This is a genomic window from Rheinheimera sp. NSM, assembly GCF_052380015.1.
In the GTDB taxonomy this organism is placed as follows: Bacteria; Pseudomonadota; Gammaproteobacteria; order Enterobacterales; family Alteromonadaceae; genus Alishewanella.
This window is the reverse complement of record NZ_JBQTCI010000002.1, coordinates 166,470-187,565: the sequence shown is the minus strand read 5'-3', so window position 1 is coordinate 187,565 and position 21,096 is coordinate 166,470. Positions and strand designations below refer to the sequence as shown.

The window sequence follows — 21,096 nt, the reverse complement described above, 5'->3', positions numbered from 1 at the left end:
ATACATCTTCTGCAATATGGCAAAATTAAACACTGGAAATACGCAAAATAATCACCACTTTGTCACTATGGCCGCATTTTTATTGCAAACCGCGCCAATATCATACAAGCGTTTTAAATAAAAACTGTAGCGAAAAACAACACAGAACAAGTTGTATCATTACAGTGTTTTTATTAGGATAGCTAAGATAAACAAGGAAATAGTTGCATATTTTACCGGTAACAGCTGCTATCCGGATCCGGCCTGTGCCCTTTATAACGGAAATACTATGTTAAGTCGTATTAAGCAGTTGTTGTTTTTAACTGAGCCAGATCTTAACTCCACCTCTGTTACGCTGTTACAGCAAAGTACCTTAAGAATTATTTTAACCTCCGGCCTGTTGCTGGTGCTGGGTATTGCCCTGCACAGCTCCTGGCAAGCTTATCAGCTTGGCGCCTGGTATATCATCGCTATTACCTCTGTTTTTTATCTGGTGCTGCTACTGGCACTGTACTTCTCTGCGCAGTCTTTAGCATTAAGCAAGCTGTTATTACTTAGCACTGTGTTCAGTGCCGGGCTTTGTATGCTGTTGTTTATTGATAACTTCGAGCTGTCCAAGCTCGGTGTTATCTTTGTTTATACCGCGCCGTTAATCGCATTGCTGTTTTTTTCTACCCGTATCACTGTAGTGGTAATGCTGCTGAATGTGTTGCCCTACCTGTATTTATTGTATGGTACCAGCCCGGTTAACCTGTTTAATATTTCCATTACCCTGCCGGCCACCGCAGAATATTTACACAGCTTGCTGTTTTTGTTTTTTAATCTGTGTATTCCGCTTGCGGTAATGAGAGTGCTCAGCACCTTAAAACGTAACGCCGCCACGCTGCAGCAGCAAAATAAGCTGATGAATGAAAGCAATCAACTGTACCAGGATATTTTTAACCACCACAGTAAAGCCACACTGTTACTAACCAGCGACGGTATTATTTTAAAAGCCAATGCCAAAGCCAGAAATATTCTTGGCATCACCAATGCCGAACAACGCAATATTATTGAGTTGCTAAAAGCCAGTGAACCCGGCCAGGGCGCTTTTTGGCTCGGGCATGAAACCGAAAGCACCCTGCGTACCAGCCCGACGACTTATATACTGCTGAACCATATTTGTCATACGCAGCAGCAACATCATTTAGTGCAACTGGACAACATTACACCGTTAAAACAGCTGCACCAAAAACTGTCTGCCGATACGCAAAAAGAAGATTTATGGCGTAACTACGATCCCCTTACTACACTGCCTTGCCACAGCTTTTTTCTGCATTTGGTCAGCCAATATGCCGAATGCCCGGCCGGCAGCCTGATGATGATAGTGCGGCTGTGTCATATCAAAGCCTTTAACCATCAGCATAGCTACCATGAGGGCGATGAATTGTTAGCTGCTTTTGCCCGGCAACTGCGTTCGGCTTTACCGGAAAATGTTATCTGTGCCAGGTTACGCGGCGTAAAGTTTATTTTATGGTGCCCGCTGTCTGAGCACAGCACCTCATTTAGCGAAGAAGCACAGCGCATCAGCCAACTCTTACCCAAAGTAATAGAACTGTCTGTCGGCAATATCCAACCGGTGTATGAAATGGGCGTGAGCATTTCCAACAAGTCACTGCCGGTGCCGGAGCATATGCGCGAGCAGTGTGAGTCGGCATTAGAATCAGCAGAGGCTTACATTAACCCGCTGTCGTTTTATCAGGCCGATATACTGGAGCAGCGCAATAACGAGCTGCGCTTACTGGCCGAGCTGAAAAAAGCCTTGCAGCTCAATACGCCTGAGCTGTGGTTACAACCTAAAGTGCATCCGGATGGCCGCATTATCAGTTTTGAAGCCTTACTACGCTGGCAAGACAAGGACGGCAACTATGTGGCGCCGGACATTCTGGTTGCGCTGGCAGAGCAGTATGGCCTTATTGTGCAGCTGTCCGGCTGCGTGCTGCACAAGGCGCTGCAGATCATTGAGCAGTTTAACCAGCAGAACATCCCCTACCCGATTGCTATTAACCTGGCCGGCTCTGATTTGCTGTCGAACGAGTTTTATAACGCCCTGATTGATGTTGCCACCCATAAACCTGAAGTTCTGTGCATGCTAACGCTGGAGCTGACCGAAAACAGTATTGTCAGCCATCAACAGCCGCTGTTTAATAAATTGCAGGTGTTAAACCGGCTGGGTTTTGAGCTGGCGCTGGATGACTTTGGTATCGGTCAGGCATCACTGAGCATTCTTAGCAAGCTGCCGGTAAACTGCATTAAATTAGATAAGAGCTTTTTGCATAAGGTGCCGGATGATCAACGGCAAACGCAGTTAATTCAGTCGGTAATGCAAATGGCCAAAACACTGAAGCTGCAACTGGTGATCGAAGGCGTGGAAACTGATATTCAGCGCCGTTTTTTACAACGCCTTGGCGCACAAATTATGCAAGGCTATTGGTTTTCCAAACCCATGCCGGTAAGCCACTGGTTAACACAGTTAAAAGACACTGCGCACCGGGCCGAATCCAGCCTGGTTTAGCAGCGGCAGACAGTTCGATTTTGTTTGTAAGATACACAGATATTTCGCAGCATTTAACCTGTTGCATCGCAAGGTGGCGGCGCGTAGCCTAGCCCTACCCTGTAGCAACACGGCATAACACCATGACATCTTCTTTAGCTCCGGTATTATATCTGCCGCACGGCGGCGGCCCTTTACCCTTACTTGGCGACCCCCACCATCAAGCGCTGACACAATTCTTTGCTCAGCTTGGCGATAAACTGGCCACTCCGGCGGCCATACTGGTAATAAGTGCGCATTGGGAAAGCCCCCAACCGGCGCTTACTGCCGCCGAAAACCCATCATTGTTATTTGATTACTCCGGCTTCCCTGCGCAAAGCTATCAGCTTAGCTATCCTGCCCCCGGACACCCCCAACTGGCCGCTCAAATAGCAGAGAAACTGCAGCAAGCTGGTTTTGCGGCGGAATTAAACCCCGGCCGCGGTTGGGATCACGGTGTCTTTGTGCCGTTACTACTGCTGCGGCCGCAGGCTGACATTCCTGTGCTGCAGTTGTCTTTGCTAAAAGGTCTTGATGCCAAAGCCCACATTGCCCTTGGTGAGGCAATCAGCTTTTTACGAGCGCAAAATGTGCTGATCATTGGCTCGGGTATGAGCTTTCATAATATGCAGGCGTTTTTTAATGCAAACCTGGTTAGTGATTCGCAGTTAGAGGCATTTAATCAATATTTTATCGACAGTCTGCAGCCACAGTACAGTTATGCTGAACAGGCACAACGGCTGATTAACTGGCAGCAAGCACCTGATGCGCGGTTAATGCACCCGCGCGAAGAACACCTGCTACCGCTGCACGTGTGCTTTGGTGCTGCCAAAGGCAGCACTGCGCAAGTGTTGTTTAACGACAAAGTGCTGCAAAAAGCCGTATTGGCATTTGGCTGGTAAAACGCAGCCGCCCAAATGAAATTACAGATGTAATCAATGCATGCAAGCTGCTGATTAAATTATTTTCAGCCGATGCGGCTAACCTGCTCTGCCGGGCAGCAATTAAAACTCTCACCCTGAGTAAACTTTTGCCGGTACTGGCCCGGGGTTAACTCGGTGTATTGCAAAAACAATTTACGAAACGAGCTGACATCTTCGTAGCCCACCTGCAGTACGATTTGCTCTATCGGCGCATTAGTGGTTTCCAGCAGGCGTTTGGCTTGCTCTACCCGTAAACGCTGCAGATAATTCAGCGGTGTATCGTCCAGTGCCGCTTTAAAACGCCGCAACAAGGTGCGTTTGGTCAGATGAAACTGCTCTGAGAGCCTCTCCAGTGCAAAAGGCTGCGCCAGGTGGCTTGTCAGATGTGCCTGCACTTGCTTAATCAAGGTGTCGTTATGCTGCTGGCCAATGGATAAATCCATATAAGGCACCTGCGAGGTACGGTTAGGATCGGTCAGCATAATTTTTGCCATCTGCCTGGCAAACTGCTCGCCGGCTAACTGCTCGGTTAACGCCAGGCACAAATTAATATAAGAGGTGGTGGCGCCGGCTGTCAGCAGCTTGCCATCCTGCACCAGCAATTTATTCAGCTGTAAATGCACATCGGGAAATAAGCTTTGAAACACATCCTTAAAAAACCAGCTGCTGGTGGCGTTACGATGATCCAATAAACCGCTGCCGGCCAGGCTATAAGTACCGGTGCAACTGGCGGCAATTAAGCTGCCGCTTGCCGCCGCCTGGCGTAACCCCGGGTAATAAGCTGCCGACTGCGCCGCTAATGCCGCCAACTCACTGCGCCGGTATGCATAGGCTGCAGGTAAGATCAGCGCATCGGCTTGCTGCCAGGCATGCGGTTGTACCGGCAATTGCACGCCCTGCTTCAGCGTAAGCGGCCTGGCATCGGGTGACACCAGATAACAGTGGAACAGCGGTGCTACCGCTTGCGGCTGCTGCAATGCCCACAGCACATTGCAGTATTCGAAATAGTCCAGCAAGGCAAATAAGTCGCTGCTGATACTGTTGTTATGCGCCAGGATGGCTATCTGCTTCATGTTTTTATCCTGTTATGCACTTTGTCACTATCCACCTTATTTATATCAATAGTGACACTGCAAGCAACAATAGGCAAGCGCTAGACTGGCACTGCAGTATCTAATCACCTAATGCAGGAGGCAGTATGAAAAACCTAACCACCAAATGGTTGACCATTGCAGTTTGGGCCCTCAGCTGGTTGCTGATTTTCTGGATTAACTTTGCCGCTGAGTTATCGCTGATGATGCACTTTTTCGCCATACCAGTGCTGTTGCTCAGTACCGCCTTCGGCGTTGGCCGCTATCTGGAGCCGGATGATAACGACAAGGCCGGTGACTGAACCCGCCACTGCCGTTACAATAGCGGCATCTGAGCTAAGCGGAACAACAAGCGATGAGCAGTTGGCAACTTGCCGGTGCCGTATTGGCACTGGCGCTGATGTTGTATTGTTACCCGCGGGAATTACTGCCGAAACTGCGCACTGAGCCCGGTTATCAGCATTTTGTCTTCGCATCGGTGGTGGCGCTGAGTTTACTCTGGAGTGTGCAGGCTGGTATTAAAGACGGATTGAATTTGCATTTTCTGTTGTTAACCAGCCTGGTGCTGTGTCATGGCTGGCGTATTGCAATATGGATTTGCCTACTGCCAACCCTGATGCTGATTGGCTTTGCCAAGCTGCCGTGGCAAGACGCCGGCCTGTTTGCCCTCAGCGGCTTTATTTTGCCCGGGCTATTTAGCTATGGTGTGTTTTTGGCCAGCTACCGTTATTTAAGCCGGCACTTATTTGTGTATATTTTTGTCGCCGGTTTTCTCGCCGCAGCGCTGACTATAGTGCTGCAAATTGGCCTGACGTCACTGTGGTTTGGCCTGGAAGGCCGTTACAGTTGGCGGGTTATTTGGGATAACTATACCCTGTTATCGCTGCTGATCTGGTTTCCGGAAGCGCTGCTCAACGGCAGTGCTGTTACACTGATGGCTATTTACCGGCCGCACTGGCTGCGTACCTTTTATGACCGGGAATACTTAGCGCCGGAGCGCTAAGTGACAAGAGCTATATCAACCGACCACGATTATCGCCACACCCAGCAATATAAATACGGCACAGGCAGTGCGGCGGGCTAAATCGAGAGGGATTTTTTGCATCAACCAACTGCCGGCATACACTACCGGCACATTCGCCGCCAGCATGCCCAAAGTGGTGCCCCAAATGACCCACCAGACAGCATCGTTAAAGCTGGCCGCCAGCAACACAGTGGCAATCTGGGTTTTATCGCCAATTTCTGCTAAGAAAAACAACATGCAGCTGGCGGCGAAGGCACCATAACGCAATACGCCGGTGTCTTCGCTGTCGTCTTTATCCGGAATAAGCAACCACAGCGCAACCGCGATAAAACTGCCGCCCAGCAACCAGTTATGCCAGTTGGCCGGAATAAACTGGGCTACCCAGACACCCAGCCAGGCTGAAGCGGCATGATTAAGTAAAGTTGCGACTAAGATACCGGCAATAATGGCGCCTTTGGCACGAAACCGGGCGGCGAGAAATAACGACAATAACTGAGTTTTATCGCCGATCTCGGCAATAGCGACAGCAGTAAACGAGGACAACAAGGCTTCCATCTACAACACCTGAGCGGGAATAACTATAAGACACAGCACCGGCTCCCGCAGTGGGCCGGTAGTGTGTCTTAAGTCTCATCAATTCAGCAGGCGCTGAACGCTAAGGCCATGTGCAGGTGGCACAAGTATGTTGACCATAGCGCTGCGGTGTAACACAGCAGCAGATTACTCCCTTAAGGACGCGCGCATTCTAATCAGTCTGCCCGCCGCTGTAAAGCGCTAATCAGCACGTCACGCATGACGCGGTTTGCCCACATCAACACGCCATAAATCATCCATGAGGCTCGATTCCGGCCATCCATGGCCTCCAACGGTTGATTTAGAGCAAACCGGTCATGCTTAATCATATCCTCAGGCCCAGACTTTATCGGCCCAACGTTTGGCATGGCCGCGCCAGTTGGCCCAGCCGGCGGTCAGGTTAACCAGGCCCCAGTAGGTCAGCGGCACCAGCACCAAACTGGTTAAGGTAGAAAACAGCAAACCACCGATAATGGCAATCGCCATTGGCGCATAACTTGGGCCGTCGCCACCAATTTGCGTACCACCCAACGCCAGTGGCAGCAAGCCCAGCACTGTGGTGGACACGGTCATCAGAATTGGCCGTAAGCGCGACTCGCTGGCGTGAATAATCAGCTCACGCAGCGACGCCTCCGGTTGCTCCTGCCGGTCCTGGTTAATACGGTCTACCAACACTATGCCGTTGTTTACTACTATGCCCATCAGCACCAGCATACCTATCATGCCCATAATACCCATGGTGGTGCCGGTGAACAGGAAGGTCCAGAACACCCCCACCAGCGAAAACAACAGCGAGCCAATTACTGCCGTAGGTAACAGCAAGGATTCAAACAAGGCGGCCATTACGATATAAATCATTGCCACCGCCAGCAACATATTCACCAGCATCACCTGTTGCGATTCATCCTGGCGCTGAAAACTACCCTGAAACGACCAACGATACCCGGCAGGCAGTGCTAACTGCTCCATCACCTTCTTAATATCTTCGCGTGCCGCATCCATTTTGTAGTCTTTGGCCAGGTTCATCCGGATAGCAATACCGGTTTGGCGGTCAAAGCGGCGGATCTGATCCAGCCTGGGTGCAAACGTCAGCTTCGCCAGTTGCTCCAGGCTTATTACCACGCCGTCTTTATTCAAAATGGGCAGCGCTGCCAGCTCAGCCAGCGAATGACTGACTTTTTCATCATACAGCACCCGCATTAACAGCTCGCCCTGCTCCTGGCTGCGGTAGGTACGCAAGTTAGTACCGCGCAGTGCCAACGCTACGGCGCCGGCGACCTGCTGTGCGGTTAAACCATGGCGTTGCAATTGCTCCAACTGCAGCGTTATTTGCAGCTCCTGCTGGCCCAACGCAATTTCCGAGCTGACATCTTCCAGCCCGGTAACGGCCGCTAACATCGGCTCTATATCTGCGGCCAACTCCAACAACACTTCGGTTGAGCTGCCCAGCAGATGCACCTGCATACCGCCATTGTTGCCCCAACCAAAGGACGGCTTCGAGCGCACCAGCGCCGGCCAGTCTTTACGAATGGCCTCTTTTAACCCGGCCAGCGGCTGGCTAAGCTGCGGTTTTAAAATAATGATGGAAATAGCATGGCCGGAGCGGTAATAGCTGTACACCGACTCAATATCAAACTTGTCTTTATTGGCATACAGATAGGCCTCCATGATACTGACTTCCGCCTCTACCTCCGCCAACGCATAATTGCCCTGCACGTTGTAATTTAAAAAGATGCGGTCACTGTCTTCATTGTCTTCATCGCCGCCTGATACGCTGCCCATAGGAATGGCAATGCTAACCAGCAGCACTATGGCAAACAATGCCGACCAGCGCGGGTGATACATCACCCAGCTGAGCACCTTACGATAGCGCCGCTCAAAAGCGCTGGCCTGATGCTGCCCGGCTGTTGGCTGCGCCGGCGGCTGCATATTTAACCGCGTGGTTAGCAGCGGGATCAAAGTGAGCGCCATCAGCAAACTGACCGCCAGACACAAACAGATAGCAATGGCCACATGTTCTAAAAAGATAGTCAGCTGCATTTTCTGACCAACAATATTGGGTAAAAACACAATCGCTGTTGTAGCCGTGCCGGCTACTACCGCTAAACTGACCCGGCGCACACCGCGTGCGGTGGCCGTTTTTACATCGCCCCCCAGCGACCGTTCGCGAAAGATGCTCTCGGTTACCACCACAGCATTATCCACCAGCATACCAATGGCCAACATCAGGCCCATCATGCTTAAGATATTCAGGCTGTATCCCAGGAAATACATCACGCCAAGCGCAATACAAATCGACACCGGCACCGCCAGCACCACCACCATGGTAGTACCGATATGGCGTAAAAACAGATACAACACGGCAAAAGATAACAAGGCGCCAATACCGCCGGCGCTGAGTAAGTCTGCCAGTGAGGTGGTTACGCCATCGGCCGTGTCGTCCATAATGTATAAACTAATGCCGTTAAAAGCCGGATCTTTATCTGCTGCTTCCACTACCGCCAGCGCCGCACGGGCGACCTCGACCAGGTTAGCACCGGACTCTTTAAACACGTTCATGCCCACCGCATAGGTTTGATCCAGATGGCGACCATCTTCGCGCTCCGGCAACTCCAGTTGTACCGTGGCCACTTCCCGCAGGCTCAGGCCGGGCCGCAGTGGTAACGAGGCTATTTCTTCCAACTGCTGATATTCACCCACCGGTTTAATCAGTATGCTGTTTTCGCTGTTACGCAGCTCGCCGGCAGTCATGGCGAAGTTATTGCTTTGCAAGGTACGCACTATGCTTTGCGCATCAATATTTAACGCGCGCATTTTGTCCGGATTCAGCCGGATAATGACCTGGCGTTTTTCCACACCGTACAGTTCAACCTTAGACACGCCCTGCACGCGCTCCAGCGGGCGTTTTATTTGTCGCTCCAGCAAATCATAGGCCATGGCCAGGTCGCGTTCACTGGAAATACGCAGCTGGAAAATCGGCATATCGTTGGTATTAAACTGAAACACCAGTACACGCTCAACATCATCCGGCAGCAAATGCCGGATGCTGTCCAGCCGCTCACGCACTTCAATACTTTTACTGTTAATGTTTTCTTCCCAGTTAAACTCCAGCGACACTTCAGCGCTGTTTTCATTTGACCAGGAGCGCATTTCCTTTACGCCGGTTACCGTCGCCAACGCTTCTTCTACCGGCCGTGTAATAAGCCGCTCAATTTCGGTTGGCGTGGCATTGTTGTATGGCACATTGATAAAAATCTGCGGTATATCAATGCCAGGGAACTTCTCCAGCGGCAGCATGCGGCTGGCGATCATGCCAAATACCAGCATCGACAAAAACAGCATGCAAATAGTGACCGGCCGTGTCAGCGCCAGCCGTGTCAGCCACAACGGTTGCTGGTTCATACTGTCGCCTCCGCGGATTGCACCTTAACGGCCTCGTCACGGCTGACCAGCGCATACAGCACCGGAATAAACAGCAACGTCAGCATGGTCGCCAGCGCCAGGCCAAAGATCACCGTAATGGCCATCGGCGCACGAATTTCGCTGCCATCACCGGTACCCAATGCCATCGGCAACAGGCCCAGAATAGTGGTTAAGGTGGTCATTAATACCGGCCGCAAACGGCTGGCACCGGCTTCAATAATCGCCTGTATCAGCGTTACTCCCTCTGCACGCAGTTGATTAATGCGGTCAATCAATACAATGGCGTTATTCACCACTATACCGGCCAGCATAATCAAACCGATAAATACTATGACCGATAACCGCGTGTCGGTAAGCCACAGGCCTAAAATGGCGCCGGCGCCGGCCAGTGGCACGGTAAACAGAATAAGCAGCGGCTGCAGCAGGTTTTCAAACTGCGACGCCATGACTAAATACACCAGAAACACCGCCAGCAGCAGCGCCATGGTCAAGGAGGTGTAAGCGCGCTGCATCTCTTCACTTTGGCCCACTACGGCTGCCGTTACACCATATGGCAGGCTTTGCGCTGCTACTATAGCCGTGGCGCTTTGTGTTGCCTGTTCTAAATCGCCAAAGGCCAGGTTAGCGCTAACCACAGCTACACGCTGCTGGCCAATACGGGTAATTTCACTCGGACCGGTTTCGCGTTTTATTTCCGCTACCGCCGACAACGGCAACGGTTTATCACTGCCCGGATTAATAATCAGCTGCGCCAGCTGTTGTTCAGTCTGACGATACTGTTCAGCTAACCGCACGCGGATATCCACTTTACGGTCGTTCACCGAGTACTGCCCGGCCAGCTCACCACCGACATAGGCCGCCACCCGTTTGGCGACATCATGCGAGTTCATCCCCAGCTGTGATAACAGGCCATGGTTAAAGTACAGCGTGATCTCGGGCTGGCCCGGCCGCAGGCTGGTTTTAACATCGGTAAAACGGCCGTCAGCTTCCAGTGCCGCCACCAGGTTGTCAGCGGCACTTTTCAATTGTGGCAGCTCATAGCCCGACAGTTCCACCTCCAATGGCGTAGAGAAACTAAACAGCTGTGGCCGGTCAATTTTCACCGTAATATCCGGTTGCTGCGCCAGGTAATCGCGCAGCGTAGCAACAACCAGTTGCTCCTGCTCAGTGCTACTGCCAGGCTGCAATACAATATTCAGCCGGCCCCAGTGGCTGCCGCCAATGCTCGGGTCTACTGTCATTTGGGCACCGGTACCGGCCTGAGCATAGCTGCGCATTACTGCGCTTTGTTCGCCGGCAATGGCAGCCAGTTGCGTCAGTACTTTGTCGGTTTGCTCAATAGCACTGCCAACCGGCAACTGTACTTCAACATAAAATTCGCCCTGGCTCATTGCCGGGATCACATCTGCACCCAAGCGCGGCAACAGGGCAAAACAAATCGCCGCTGCGGTTAACGTCACGGCAATAGTCAGACCTTTTAGCTGCAGCGCAGCGGCCAGGGCACGACGATAGATAACTTCCAGCCCGGCTAATAACCATTGCACCGCCAGCAACAAGGGTTTAAACAACAAGGCTAAAGTACGGCTGAGCAGCCGAAACAGCAGGGTTAAGGCGGTAACCAGCAGCAACAGCAAACCGCGCAACGCCTTACCCAAGATCCGCAGCGGCCAGGTTGGCCAGTAATACCAGCGGCGCACTTGCGGCTCAGTGCCCGTCGTTGCTACCTCTGGTGCTGCGGCTGCACTGCGGCGCCCCTCACGCGCGGCCATGGTAGGAATAAGGGTTAATGCCACCACTAACGAAGCCAACAGCGCGAAAGTTACCGTTAATGCCTGGTCACGAAATAACTGGCCGGCAATACCTTCAACAAATACCAATGGGAAAAACACCGCTACGGTGGTTAAAGTAGATGCGGTAATCGCCATCGCTACCTCACTGGTACCGCTTTTGGCCGCTTCAAAGGCATCTTTGCCCTGCTCTTTATGCCTGGCAATGTTTTCCAGCACCACTATGGCGTTATCGACCAATAAGCCTACCGCCAGCGCAATGCCGCCCAAGCTCATCATATTCAGGCTAATACCCTGACCGTACATCAAATTAAAGGTCGCGATAACTGACACAGGGATCGACACCGAGATAATCAGTGTGGCCCAGACATTGCGCAAAAACAGATACAGCACCAGCATCGCCAGTAAACCGCCGATAACAGCAGCAGATTTTACTTCGTCTATTGCTTGCTTAATAAATTCTGACTGGTCATACACCAGGGTTAAGCGGTACCCGACCGGTAAGGCTTTTTCCAACTGCGGCAGTTGCGCCAGCAAAGTTTGCGCTACCTGTACCGTATTGGCATCACCTTCTTTATAAATGGCGACTTCGATCGCTTCTTTGCCGTCTACATAGGTAATGCTTTGCCGGTCGACAAAGCTGTCGCGCACTTCGGCAATATCTTTTAACCGCACCTGGCTGTTATTAACCTGAGCGACATACAGGTTTTCAATCTGGCGTAAATCGGCGAACTGGTTAATGGTGCGCACTAAGTAATCATAGGCAGGCGTTTCCAACCGGCCGCCGGCCTGGTTCAGGTTTTCTTCGCGTAAGCGGTTGGTAATCTGGCTGATATCCAGCTGCAGTTGGCTGAGCTTTTGCGGGTCTACCAGAATTTGAATCTCCTGGCTTAAACCACCATCGGGCCGCACGGCTGCCACGCCGGGTAAAGATTCCAGTGCACGGCGCAAGTCTTCCTCGGCAAAGGTGCGCAAGCTAACCAGCTGCGCCGGGCTTAAGGCTTCGCCGGCATTTTCTCGGCTTAGTGCTAAGCGCACTATAGGGTCCAGGTTGGGGTTAAAACGCAGCAGCAGCGGCTTGTCTATTTCCAGCGGCAGTAACAATACATCCAGCTTTTCGCGCACTTCCAGCGCGGCCAGATCCATGTCTGTACCCCATTCAAATTCCATTACCACATCAGAGCGGCCGGAGCGTGATACCGATTGTACCTTGCGCACGCCTTTAACAATGCCGACGGCTTCTTCAATAGGTTTACTAACCAGTTGTTCCACTTCGGCCGGGGCGGCACCGATAAACTCGGTACGTACCGTTAACGACGGATAAGATAAATCCGGCAGTAAGTTCACGGCCAGGCGGCCGGCGGCTACCAGACCAAAAAGCAAAATACCCAGTGTAAACATCCAGATGGTAACGGGGCGGGTTACGGCAGTATCTACCAGCTTCATAGCGTCATATCCTGTGAGCGTAGTTTATTGTTTTTGTTGTTTAATTAAATCACTTAACTAAGAACCGGCTTACCCTAAGCTGACCGTTGAAGCCCCGGATGGGCTGACAAATTCGTTCCTGACGAATTTGAACAGCTCCGCTGGCCCGAAGGGTGAACTTCATGGATGAAGTTCATAAACGAGCCCCCGGGGATGGGTTCACGGCGTGTCAGCGTGGGTAAACCGGTTCGTGTTCAGACGATCAGAACTCTCTTACCGTAACCACATTCACCAGTGCATCATCTTTCAGCGCTGACTGGCCGGCAATGACCACCCGGTCGCCTTGCTCCAGGCCGGATAAAATCTCTACTGCGCTGTCAGACTGATAACCCGAATGCACCGGCTTGCGGCTTACTTTATTGTCGCTGCTGATGACAAACACGGTTTGCGTATTGTCGGTAGTCATCAGCGCGCGTTTGGGCAGCAACAAGGCATCGGTTTTTACATCAAACTGCAACTGCACCTGAGCAAACATACCGGGTTTTAACTGCTGGCCGGTGTTGGCCACTTTTAACACGGCACGCACGGTACCGGATGAGGCATCTACTACAGGAGAAATACGGATCAGCTCTGCGCTAAACGGTGTCATGCCGGCAAACTGTAATACTGCGTTTTGGCCAACCCGCGCTTGCGCCAGTTGCTGCTCCGGTAAATGCACTACGGCTTCTAACTGCTGGTTTGACACCACATGGAATAACGACTGCGTAGCATGCTGATTAACCAACTGGCCTACTTTGGCATAACGGCGCGAAATAACGCCGCTGATCGGGGCGCGGATGTCGGTTTCTCTTAACGCCAGTTCGGCCATATTTACCGTGGCTTGCAGCGCATCATATTGCCATTGCAGTTTTTCAAACACATCGGCGCTGATCAGTTTGCGCTGATACATTTCTTCCATGCGCTTTAACTCGCTGCCAAGGCGGCTTAATTCGGCTTTTTCTTTGTTCAGGCTGTATTGCTGGCGTTCATTGTCTAACTGCGCCAATAACTGGCCGGCTTCTACTGTATCGCCCTCTTCCACCAAAATGTGCTGCACTATGCCGGTGGCTTTACTGATCACTTCTGCTTCAGCCCGGGCTTCCAGGGTCGCGGTGGTGTGGTAGCTGCTGCTGATCTCGCCGCGCCGTGTCAGTGCGGCCTCAACCGGAATAGCCACTATTGCTTCAGCTTCGGTAGCGTTGGTTGAGCTGTTAGCCTGATTACAGCCGGTTAATAACGCACTGGCCAGCATAACGGCAGCCGCGGTAAGTTTAAAATGGTGTGAAGTTTTCATTATTCATCCTTTGGAAAACAAAAAACTGAGCAAGTTAATATTGCTAATGCAGCAGCCGTGCCAGCCGTGATTATCGCTAATTCATTAATAATTTCAACTACATAAAATAAATTCATTTTTGTATTCGCTTAGTGTGCCAATTAAGTTTGGTCAAAATTACTAACTATTAGTCATTTAGTTCATTCTAAGTTGCTTAATTCATTATCAATTTTATAACATTATCATTTGCTGCCGGGACCAAGCCACAAATAAATGCGGGCTAGAGCATGTACTCTAAGGTCTGACCTGTTTATACTGCGGCCTTTTTACATTCAACAGGGTATGTATATATGCTTAGAAAAACCGCCGTTTCCTTAGCCGTTATCTCCGCGCTTGTCAGTGTGCCGGCGCACGCTGAAGGCTATAAATTGTTTGAACAATCTGTCAGTAGCATGGGTAATGCTTACGCCGGCCGTGGCGCACAAATTACCGACGCTACCCTGGTATACTCCAACCCTGCAGCACTAACCCAATTAGACGGCGCGCAGTTATCCGGTGGCTTAAACCTGATCAGCGCTAAAACCAATTACCGTAATGCCAGCGCACAAAGCGCTAACGGCCAGTCTGTAGTTGGTCGTACAGAGGGCGAAAATAGTTTGAATGAACTGGTACCTTTTGTGTTTTACAGCGACAAGGTGTCAGAACAATTAAGCTGGGGTATCGGTTTTTATGTGCCCTTTGGTTTGTCATCGGATTACGACGACGACTTTGTCGGCCGCTACTTTGCCGATGAAACCGCCGTACAGGTACTAAGCCTGCAACCTGCCATCGGTTATAAACTGAATGAGCAGTGGTCGGTTGGTGCGGGTGTTTCCATCAACCGCGCTGAAGGTACCTTATCCAAATTCAAAGACCACAGCGGCTTATGCGAACTGGGTGAAGCAACCACCAATGCCATGTTTGGTATGCCGGTATACAACGATGCTTACTGCAACAGCCACTATGAAGTAGAAGGCGACGATATAGCCTTCGGCTACACCTTGGGTATTCATGGCGAGCCGGTTAAAGGTACCCGGTTAGCCTTAACCTGGCACTCAGCGGTACGTTACACACTCAAAGGCGATTCGGTGATCACCAATACCCCGATTACCGGCGCCAATGTTGTTGGTAATCCTAACTTTGCTGTAGTTGCACCTAACCTGCCGGCGATAGATTTAACCACCGGTAAACTGGCTGCCAACAGCCGTTTAACAGAAAGCAGCCAACTTAACCTGACTACACCTGCCAGCGCAGCCTTTAGCCTGGATCAACAGGTAACCGAAGCGTTATCTGTACAGTTCAGCGCAGCCTGGACCCAGTGGAGCAAATTTCAGAGCATTGATATTGTCAGCAATGATGCTAACCCGAGCATTTCACTAAGCACCCAGCTGCCTGCGAACCTGAACAGTGAGGGTTACATTGGCTATATTCCGGAATACTGGCATAACAGCTGGTCTGTCGCGCTCGGTGCCAGTTATGTATACCAGAGTGACCTGACATTAAAAGCCGGTGTGGCCTATGACGAAAACCCGATTAGTCAAAGCCATAAAACCGCGCGTATTCCAACCGATGACCGCGTATGGCTGACGGTTGGTGCCAACTGGCAACTGGCTGACAACCTGAGCCTGGATGTTGCCTACGGTTACCTGTTTACCGGCGATGTTAACGTGGATGAGCGTGAGTACAATGTGCAGGATCAGGCGCTGTATAACAGCGGCTATCAGGGCCACTACAGTAATAAAGGCCAGTTATTCGCTGTTCAGGCAAATTACAGCTTCTAACTAAGTCGGATAATTACTGCGATAAGAACCGGCTTGCTCTAAACCAACCGTTGCAGGCCAGGATGGCCGAATCGAGCCCCCAGGGATGGGTTCACGGCGTGTTGGTGTGGGCAAACCGGTTCGTTAGTTTCTGCTACCTTACCGGTAATGCTTGTGTTTTTAGTTGAGCTTAGTGCACCAGCTTTAACTTATAACCGGATGGCGCAGCAGCATCTTGTTCGGCCAGCAGGGAGTAATGCCTACCTGGCGTTAGCATCATGCTGTCGGTTTTATCCAGTAAAGTGGTGCTGCCGTTTTCGGCTACATGCACCAGCGCTATGGCGTAATAATCTTTTGCCAGGCTAATGTATTGCTGCTTTTTAAACTCCAGGTTTTTAACGTGGTGTTTAGCATTGGCAATGGTTTCATTCTGGCGCACAAAATACACCTGCAATTTTTCAAAATCCGGCACCAAGTTGGCTACGCTGACATCGTGCGTTTGCAGTTGCGGGCTATCTTTTTCCGCTACGCTTAGTGCTTCGGTATTGGCATCAGCATCGTTGTACAGCAGCACCGTTTTGCTCTCACCTGCCGCCAAGCTAAGCAGCGCACTGTTTAATAACAATGCATCGGCGCCATTGCGCGCAGACAAACTGTAATCGCCTTTTTCTGCAGTAATATAATCACTTAACTGACCCGCGGCCAGGCTGGCTACGGCATCATTATCCAGTGCCACTTCTAATGGCTGCGTCAGGCTGTTATAAACACGGAATTGCGCACTGGCATCAACATTGTTATAGGCTTGCACACTGGATGAATTCAGCACCACATCCACTGACAGTTGGTCTGCTAAAGGGCCATGCTTGTCACGAATAACCAACACATAGCTGTTCTCATAAGCAAAGTTTACCGCCTCAGCCATAAACAATGGTGTAGCAGCACCGCCCAAGGTCAGGAAAATATTAAATTTGCCGGTGTCTTTGGTCACAACCGCACTGATTTCATGCCGGCTTAGCGAATCGACTAATTCCGCATCAGCAAAGGGTTTATTTTCTGCAGCAAAATGCACATCTAACTGCGGGTACTGATCTGACAAATTCACCAGATACAGGTTAAATTTCTTGTCCAGTTCCTGGTCGCGTTTAAAGCTCAGGCTTAAATAGTCGTACTGCTCATCAGTTTGTGTGAGCAACAACAGTGTTTTATCGCCTTTGCTCAGGGTTATTTCATCACTAAGCAGCTCATTATTGCTGGCCACATCGCTCAGCTCTATCGTGTACGTATCCGGTTTAAAGGCAGTAAGGGTGCTGACATCACCAAAGGTTGCCGTGCCGGCGTTAGTATCACCGGCTTTAAGTAAGGTATTGGCCGATACGGCAGCACCGTTATAAAACTGAATGTAGCTGTCTGCGGTAGCATCATCACTGCTGCTACTGCCACCACAGCCGGCCAGGCCAAATATAGTGGCTAAGGCCAGCAGCGATACGGAATAAACTGATTTCATGTGATCCTTCCTGAGGGTAGTGTAATACCGGCTCAGAGTAAGGATTTACCCTGCAGAACACCATGGCGCTTTACTATTAAAAACAGTTGGTTACGCTTAGTTACAAATGCCGGCAACTTTATATATCAACCAAAGCACGTGCGCTGCAATTGCCGTAACAAACTAACGCGCAGACCGATTCAGTTAAGCGACAGATTCTGCTACACTCTGCGCGCCTTTCTCAGCCTCAGAAGAAGTGAAGATGACTCTTGCAACTCAGGTTCTGGCGGTCAATGACGATCTGCCAATTCGTACAGACTTACCGGTACATTCCGGCAAAGTGCGCAGCGTATACTGGTTAACCGCTGCTGACAGCGCCCGGTTGATCCGTGAAAAAAACTATCCGGTCGCCGCTGATACCCCGCTGGCCATTATGGTGATCAGTGATCGTATTTCCGCCTTTGACTGTATCTGGCATGGTGAGAACGGCTTAAATGGCGTGCCCGGCAAAGGCGCAGCGTTAAATGCGATATCCAATCACTGGTTTTCGCTGTTTAAACAACACGGCTTGGCCGACAGCCATATTCTGGACATTCCGCACCCGCTGGTATGGATAGTACAAAAAGCACGGCCGGTGAAAATTGAAGCCATTGCACGGCAGTACATTACCGGTTCTATGTGGCGCGCTTACAGTAAAGGCGAGCGCGAGTTTTGCGGCATTACCCTACCCGAAGGCCTGCAAAAAGATCAAAAGCTGGCGGAAATTTTAATTACGCCATCCACCAAAGGTATTCTGACCGGGCTGGACGGCGTGCCTGAAGCCGATGACGTTAATATCTCCCGCGCCGATATCGAGCGCCACAGCGCAGCCTTTGGCTTTGAGCAAGTGTCCGACATTGACCTGTACGAAAAGTTGTTAAAACAAGGCTTTGGCGTAATAAGTGACGCTTTGGCGAAACTGGACCAGATGTTTGTAGATACCAAGTTTGAGTTTGGCTACGTTAAAGATACCAGCGGCCAAAGCAAACTGATTTATATGGATGAAGTAGGCACACCCGACAGCTCCCGCATTTGGGATGGTGCCGGTTGGCGCGAAGGTAAGATTGTTGAGCAGTCCAAAGAAGGCTTCCGCCAGTGGCTGCTGAACAACTTCCCCGAGCCGGATATTTTGCTGAATAAAGACCGCATGCCCGAACGCGAAGCGCTGGCGCGTGATAACGCCTTGCCTACTGAGGTGATGCTGGATATCTCGCGCACTTACCTGGGTATAGCGGAAAAAGTTATCGGCCGCAAAATTACCTTATCTGCCGATCCTAAAGCAGAGATTATTGCCGTACTGGATAAGCACTATGGCTTAATTAACAACTAAGTACTTAACACTAAGCACTCAGCATAAACAAAGCCCGCGACGCGGGCTTTGTTTTATCTGTTACAGGCTTTTGGTCATAAAATATTTATTACCACCGGCAAAAGGATAATCTTGCTGTATCCACTCTACCTGGTAACCGTGGCGCTGATAAAACGGCCTGGCCTGAAAATCCAGTGTATCCAACACCACATAACGGCAACCACGCGCTTTGGCAATAGCTTCAGCCTGCCCCAACATAGCGCTGCCGGTACCTTTACCGCGCTCAGCCTCTGCCAGCCAGAACGACTCTAAGTAAAACCAGTTACCAAAAGTCCTGCCTGCCAATGCCGCCACCAGCTCACCGGCAGCATTTACCTGCTTAAGCCCAAGTGCCTGCCGCTTGCCGGCATCCCAATGCAATGCATTAAATTCCGCTATTTTTTGTTTTGCCAACTCAGCAAACTCAGGACTGTTATCTTCTGCAAATGCGCTCAAATTAATACCTTAACTACCAGCAGGTGTTGTGTAAAAACTAAACAGTATAGTCGCCATCGTTTTTAACGCTGCGTACTGCTGATAATACTTACGGATCACCGCGTGGCGCATCGGCACCCTCTTAGTTAGTTGTCGTTAACGCAGAGCTATATTTTGCAAAACCGCGCTGATAGCGGTAAATGGCGATGTACTGCGGAACAAGTAACAGCAACAGCACGCAAAAAAGTAAGTAATGGGAAACACTGTCGGCCTCTGGGGCCGGTTTCATTATGACCAACCGGAAAAACAGATCCCACAGCACAAACATTGGCAGAAATAGCCGCCAGAATCCTGCTGCGCCAATACGTAAACCGTAGGCATATGCCATCAAACCAATAACACCGGTCACAATAAAAGCCAGGTCCACTACATCTTTAACACCATAATCTGCGTAATAAAGCGTAGCTATAGTGGCGCCAACGGCCTGAACCACAATAACCCATGCATAGATGCGCCAGCAAACTGACTTACGGGCTATATGCTGCGCAGAGGTTTTTTCTACCATGCCGGCTTCTGCATTTTTTGTAATGCCATATGCAACAACGGATACGGCTTACCCTGACCATCGGTTGGCGAGCGCCCGGTTACAGCAAAACCAATACGTTGGTAAAACCCTAATGCCTGAGGGTTCTGCTCGTTCACATCTACTTTTGTCGCGCCCTGCGCGGTAATAGCATGAGACGCCAGCAAAGCGCCGATACCCTGGCCGCGCATTTCCGGTGCGATAAACAGCATTTCAATATTGCCATCATACACACCACAAAACCCGACTATCTCACCGGTACTGGTTTTAGCGCAGGTTAAGTTAACAGCATCAAAATACTGCTCAAGAATAAGGGGCTTAAGTTGCTGCAAATATTCTTCAGATAAAAAATCGTGCGTTGCCCTAACAGACGCTTCCCAAATTTCAATAAGCCTTTGGTGCTCTGCTTTATTTACACTTTTAATATTCATCAATAAACCTGATTAAAAATTTACCATTCAAGGTCTGAACCCGCGCCCCGGGCTCCCGCCAGCTTGCTGTCTTGCTCCAGCAAGATAAGCATTTCTTTTGCTACCAGGGCAGCTGATGGCAAAAACATGGTCGAGACAATGCGCTGGTCAATAATCACATCATGCTTATCGGCAATATTGTCTTTGTTAATTATAACTGCGCCATTTTTGCGCAGCTGTGCTTCAACCAAAAACGGCAGTAAGCTGCCCTGCTTCGCCCAGGCTTTTTCTTTCTCCGTAGCGTCAGGGAAACCTGCCACGCGCTTGCCCTGCACCAAAAACTTGCCGTTACGCAGCTTTACATTGGCAAAAGCGCCGGCGCCGTGCCCACTGCTGCCTATTACTCCGCCGTTTTGGTACACAGCGGCGATAATATCCAACAGCGCCTGATTTGCCGCCACATCGAACAAGGTGCCATAGCCACCACCGATATAAACAGCTGCGTAATCTGCAGCGTTAACCTGCGCCGGTGCCAATGAACTATTCGCCTTATCTAAAAACCCTTCATATTTTATCGTGTAGCTGCTGATACCTGAGGGGTCCAGCATAAACGGTACTGAGCCTCCATCAGGAGAGGCAAAGTCGACACTATAACCATGGGACACAAAAACATGGTACGGCGGCGCGTATTCCCACAGGTTATTTCTGGCATCGTGCTTTTCGGGGTCGCCCATATCCTCAAGATTTGAAGCCACGAGCAAAATTTTCTTAGCATCAGCCGCAGCGGCCTGAAAGCCAAACGCAATAAGTACGAGCCCCAGCAGTAGAATCAGATTTTTCATATTCATTCCTTTGTAAATACAAAGGCTGCTATCGCAGCCTTTGCTTGT

16 protein-coding genes are annotated in these 21,096 nt (G+C 50.5%); 6 read left to right on the top strand and 10 right to left on the bottom strand.

All coding sequences use genetic code 11. From position 1 onward, the window contains the following. The first annotated feature begins 268 nt into the window (after window positions 1-268). Window positions 269-2,533, top strand: coding sequence for an EAL domain-containing protein (locus tag ACTZWV_RS06710; protein ID WP_444785805.1), 2,265 nt, complete (start codon window positions 269-271; stop codon window positions 2,531-2,533). A 122-nt stretch (window positions 2,534-2,655) separates the two neighbouring features. After that, on the top strand, window positions 2,656-3,453 hold the full coding sequence (locus tag ACTZWV_RS06705; protein WP_444785804.1) for a DODA-type extradiol aromatic ring-opening family dioxygenase: 798 nt from the start codon (window positions 2,656-2,658) through the stop codon (window positions 3,451-3,453). A 65-nt stretch (window positions 3,454-3,518) separates the two neighbouring features. Here the strand turns inward: ACTZWV_RS06705 and ACTZWV_RS06700 are convergent, their stop codons facing one another. After that, entirely contained in the window at window positions 3,519-4,547 is a 1,029-nt protein-coding gene (locus ACTZWV_RS06700) for a GlxA family transcriptional regulator (RefSeq protein WP_444785803.1), read from the bottom strand. 125 nt (window positions 4,548-4,672) lie between these two features. Here ACTZWV_RS06700 and ACTZWV_RS06695 point away from each other — a divergent pair, with 125 nt between their 5' ends. Continuing rightward, a complete protein-coding gene (locus tag ACTZWV_RS06695; RefSeq protein ID WP_444785802.1) occupies window positions 4,673-4,867 on the top strand; it encodes a hypothetical protein in 195 nt (64 codons plus the stop codon). Window positions 4,868-4,920: 53 nt separating this feature from the next. After that, a complete protein-coding gene (locus ACTZWV_RS06690; RefSeq protein ID WP_444785801.1) occupies window positions 4,921-5,568 on the top strand; it encodes an energy-coupling factor ABC transporter permease in 648 nt (215 codons plus the stop codon). 15 nt (window positions 5,569-5,583) lie between these two features. Here ACTZWV_RS06690 and ACTZWV_RS06685 read toward each other — a convergent pair whose 3' ends face one another. From ACTZWV_RS06685 to ACTZWV_RS06670, 4 genes are all read right to left on the bottom strand, one after another. Next, window positions 5,584-6,144 (bottom strand): TMEM165/GDT1 family protein, encoded by a 561-nt coding sequence (locus ACTZWV_RS06685; RefSeq protein ID WP_444785800.1) that lies wholly within the window; start codon window positions 6,142-6,144, stop codon window positions 5,584-5,586. A gap of 351 nt (window positions 6,145-6,495) precedes the next feature. Then, the gene (locus ACTZWV_RS06680) at window positions 6,496-9,564 is read right to left on the bottom strand and encodes an efflux RND transporter permease subunit (protein ID WP_444785799.1); all 3,069 of its coding nucleotides are present in this window, start codon (window positions 9,562-9,564) and stop codon (window positions 6,496-6,498) included. After that, window positions 9,561-12,818: an efflux RND transporter permease subunit gene (locus tag ACTZWV_RS06675; RefSeq protein ID WP_444785798.1), complete on the bottom strand. Its 3,258-nt coding sequence runs from the start codon at window positions 12,816-12,818 to the stop codon at window positions 9,561-9,563. Before ACTZWV_RS06675 ends, ACTZWV_RS06680 begins: the two co-directional genes overlap by 4 nt. A 241-nt stretch (window positions 12,819-13,059) precedes the next feature. Further along, entirely contained in the window at window positions 13,060-14,130 is a 1,071-nt protein-coding gene (locus ACTZWV_RS06670; protein WP_444785797.1) for an efflux RND transporter periplasmic adaptor subunit, read from the bottom strand. 329 nt (window positions 14,131-14,459) lie between these two features. Between ACTZWV_RS06670 and ACTZWV_RS06665 the strand changes: the two genes are divergently transcribed. Next, window positions 14,460-15,929 carry an OmpP1/FadL family transporter gene (locus tag ACTZWV_RS06665; protein WP_444785796.1) on the top strand — a complete coding sequence of 490 codons (1,470 nt, stop codon included), beginning with the start codon at window positions 14,460-14,462 and terminating at the stop codon, window positions 15,927-15,929. A gap of 169 nt (window positions 15,930-16,098) precedes the next feature. Here the strand turns inward: ACTZWV_RS06665 and ACTZWV_RS06660 are convergent, their stop codons facing one another. Continuing rightward, entirely contained in the window at window positions 16,099-17,412 is a 1,314-nt protein-coding gene (locus ACTZWV_RS06660) for a DUF4397 domain-containing protein (RefSeq protein WP_444785795.1), read from the bottom strand. A 241-nt stretch (window positions 17,413-17,653) separates the two neighbouring features. Here ACTZWV_RS06660 and ACTZWV_RS06655 point away from each other — a divergent pair, with 241 nt between their 5' ends. Further along, the gene (locus tag ACTZWV_RS06655; RefSeq protein ID WP_444785794.1) at window positions 17,654-18,760 is read left to right on the top strand and encodes a phosphoribosylaminoimidazolesuccinocarboxamide synthase; all 1,107 of its coding nucleotides are present in this window, start codon (window positions 17,654-17,656) and stop codon (window positions 18,758-18,760) included. A gap of 60 nt (window positions 18,761-18,820) precedes the next feature. Here the strand turns inward: ACTZWV_RS06655 and ACTZWV_RS06650 are convergent, their stop codons facing one another. The 4 genes from ACTZWV_RS06650 to ACTZWV_RS06635 form a co-directional block, all read right to left on the bottom strand. Further along, a complete protein-coding gene (locus tag ACTZWV_RS06650; protein ID WP_444785793.1) occupies window positions 18,821-19,234 on the bottom strand; it encodes a GNAT family N-acetyltransferase in 414 nt (137 codons plus the stop codon). Window positions 19,235-19,355: 121 nt separating this feature from the next. After that, the gene (locus tag ACTZWV_RS06645; protein WP_444785792.1) at window positions 19,356-19,778 is read right to left on the bottom strand and encodes a hypothetical protein; all 423 of its coding nucleotides are present in this window, start codon (window positions 19,776-19,778) and stop codon (window positions 19,356-19,358) included. After that, complete coding sequence (locus ACTZWV_RS06640) at window positions 19,772-20,227, bottom strand: acetyltransferase (protein ID WP_444785791.1); 456 nt, start codon at window positions 20,225-20,227, stop codon at window positions 19,772-19,774. Before ACTZWV_RS06640 ends, ACTZWV_RS06645 begins: the two co-directional genes overlap by 7 nt. 20 nt (window positions 20,228-20,247) lie before the next feature. Next, window positions 20,248-21,048, bottom strand: a complete 801-nt coding sequence (locus ACTZWV_RS06635; RefSeq protein WP_444785790.1) for a type 1 glutamine amidotransferase domain-containing protein — start codon at window positions 21,046-21,048, stop codon at window positions 20,248-20,250. Between the last annotated feature and the right edge of the window lie 48 nt (window positions 21,049-21,096).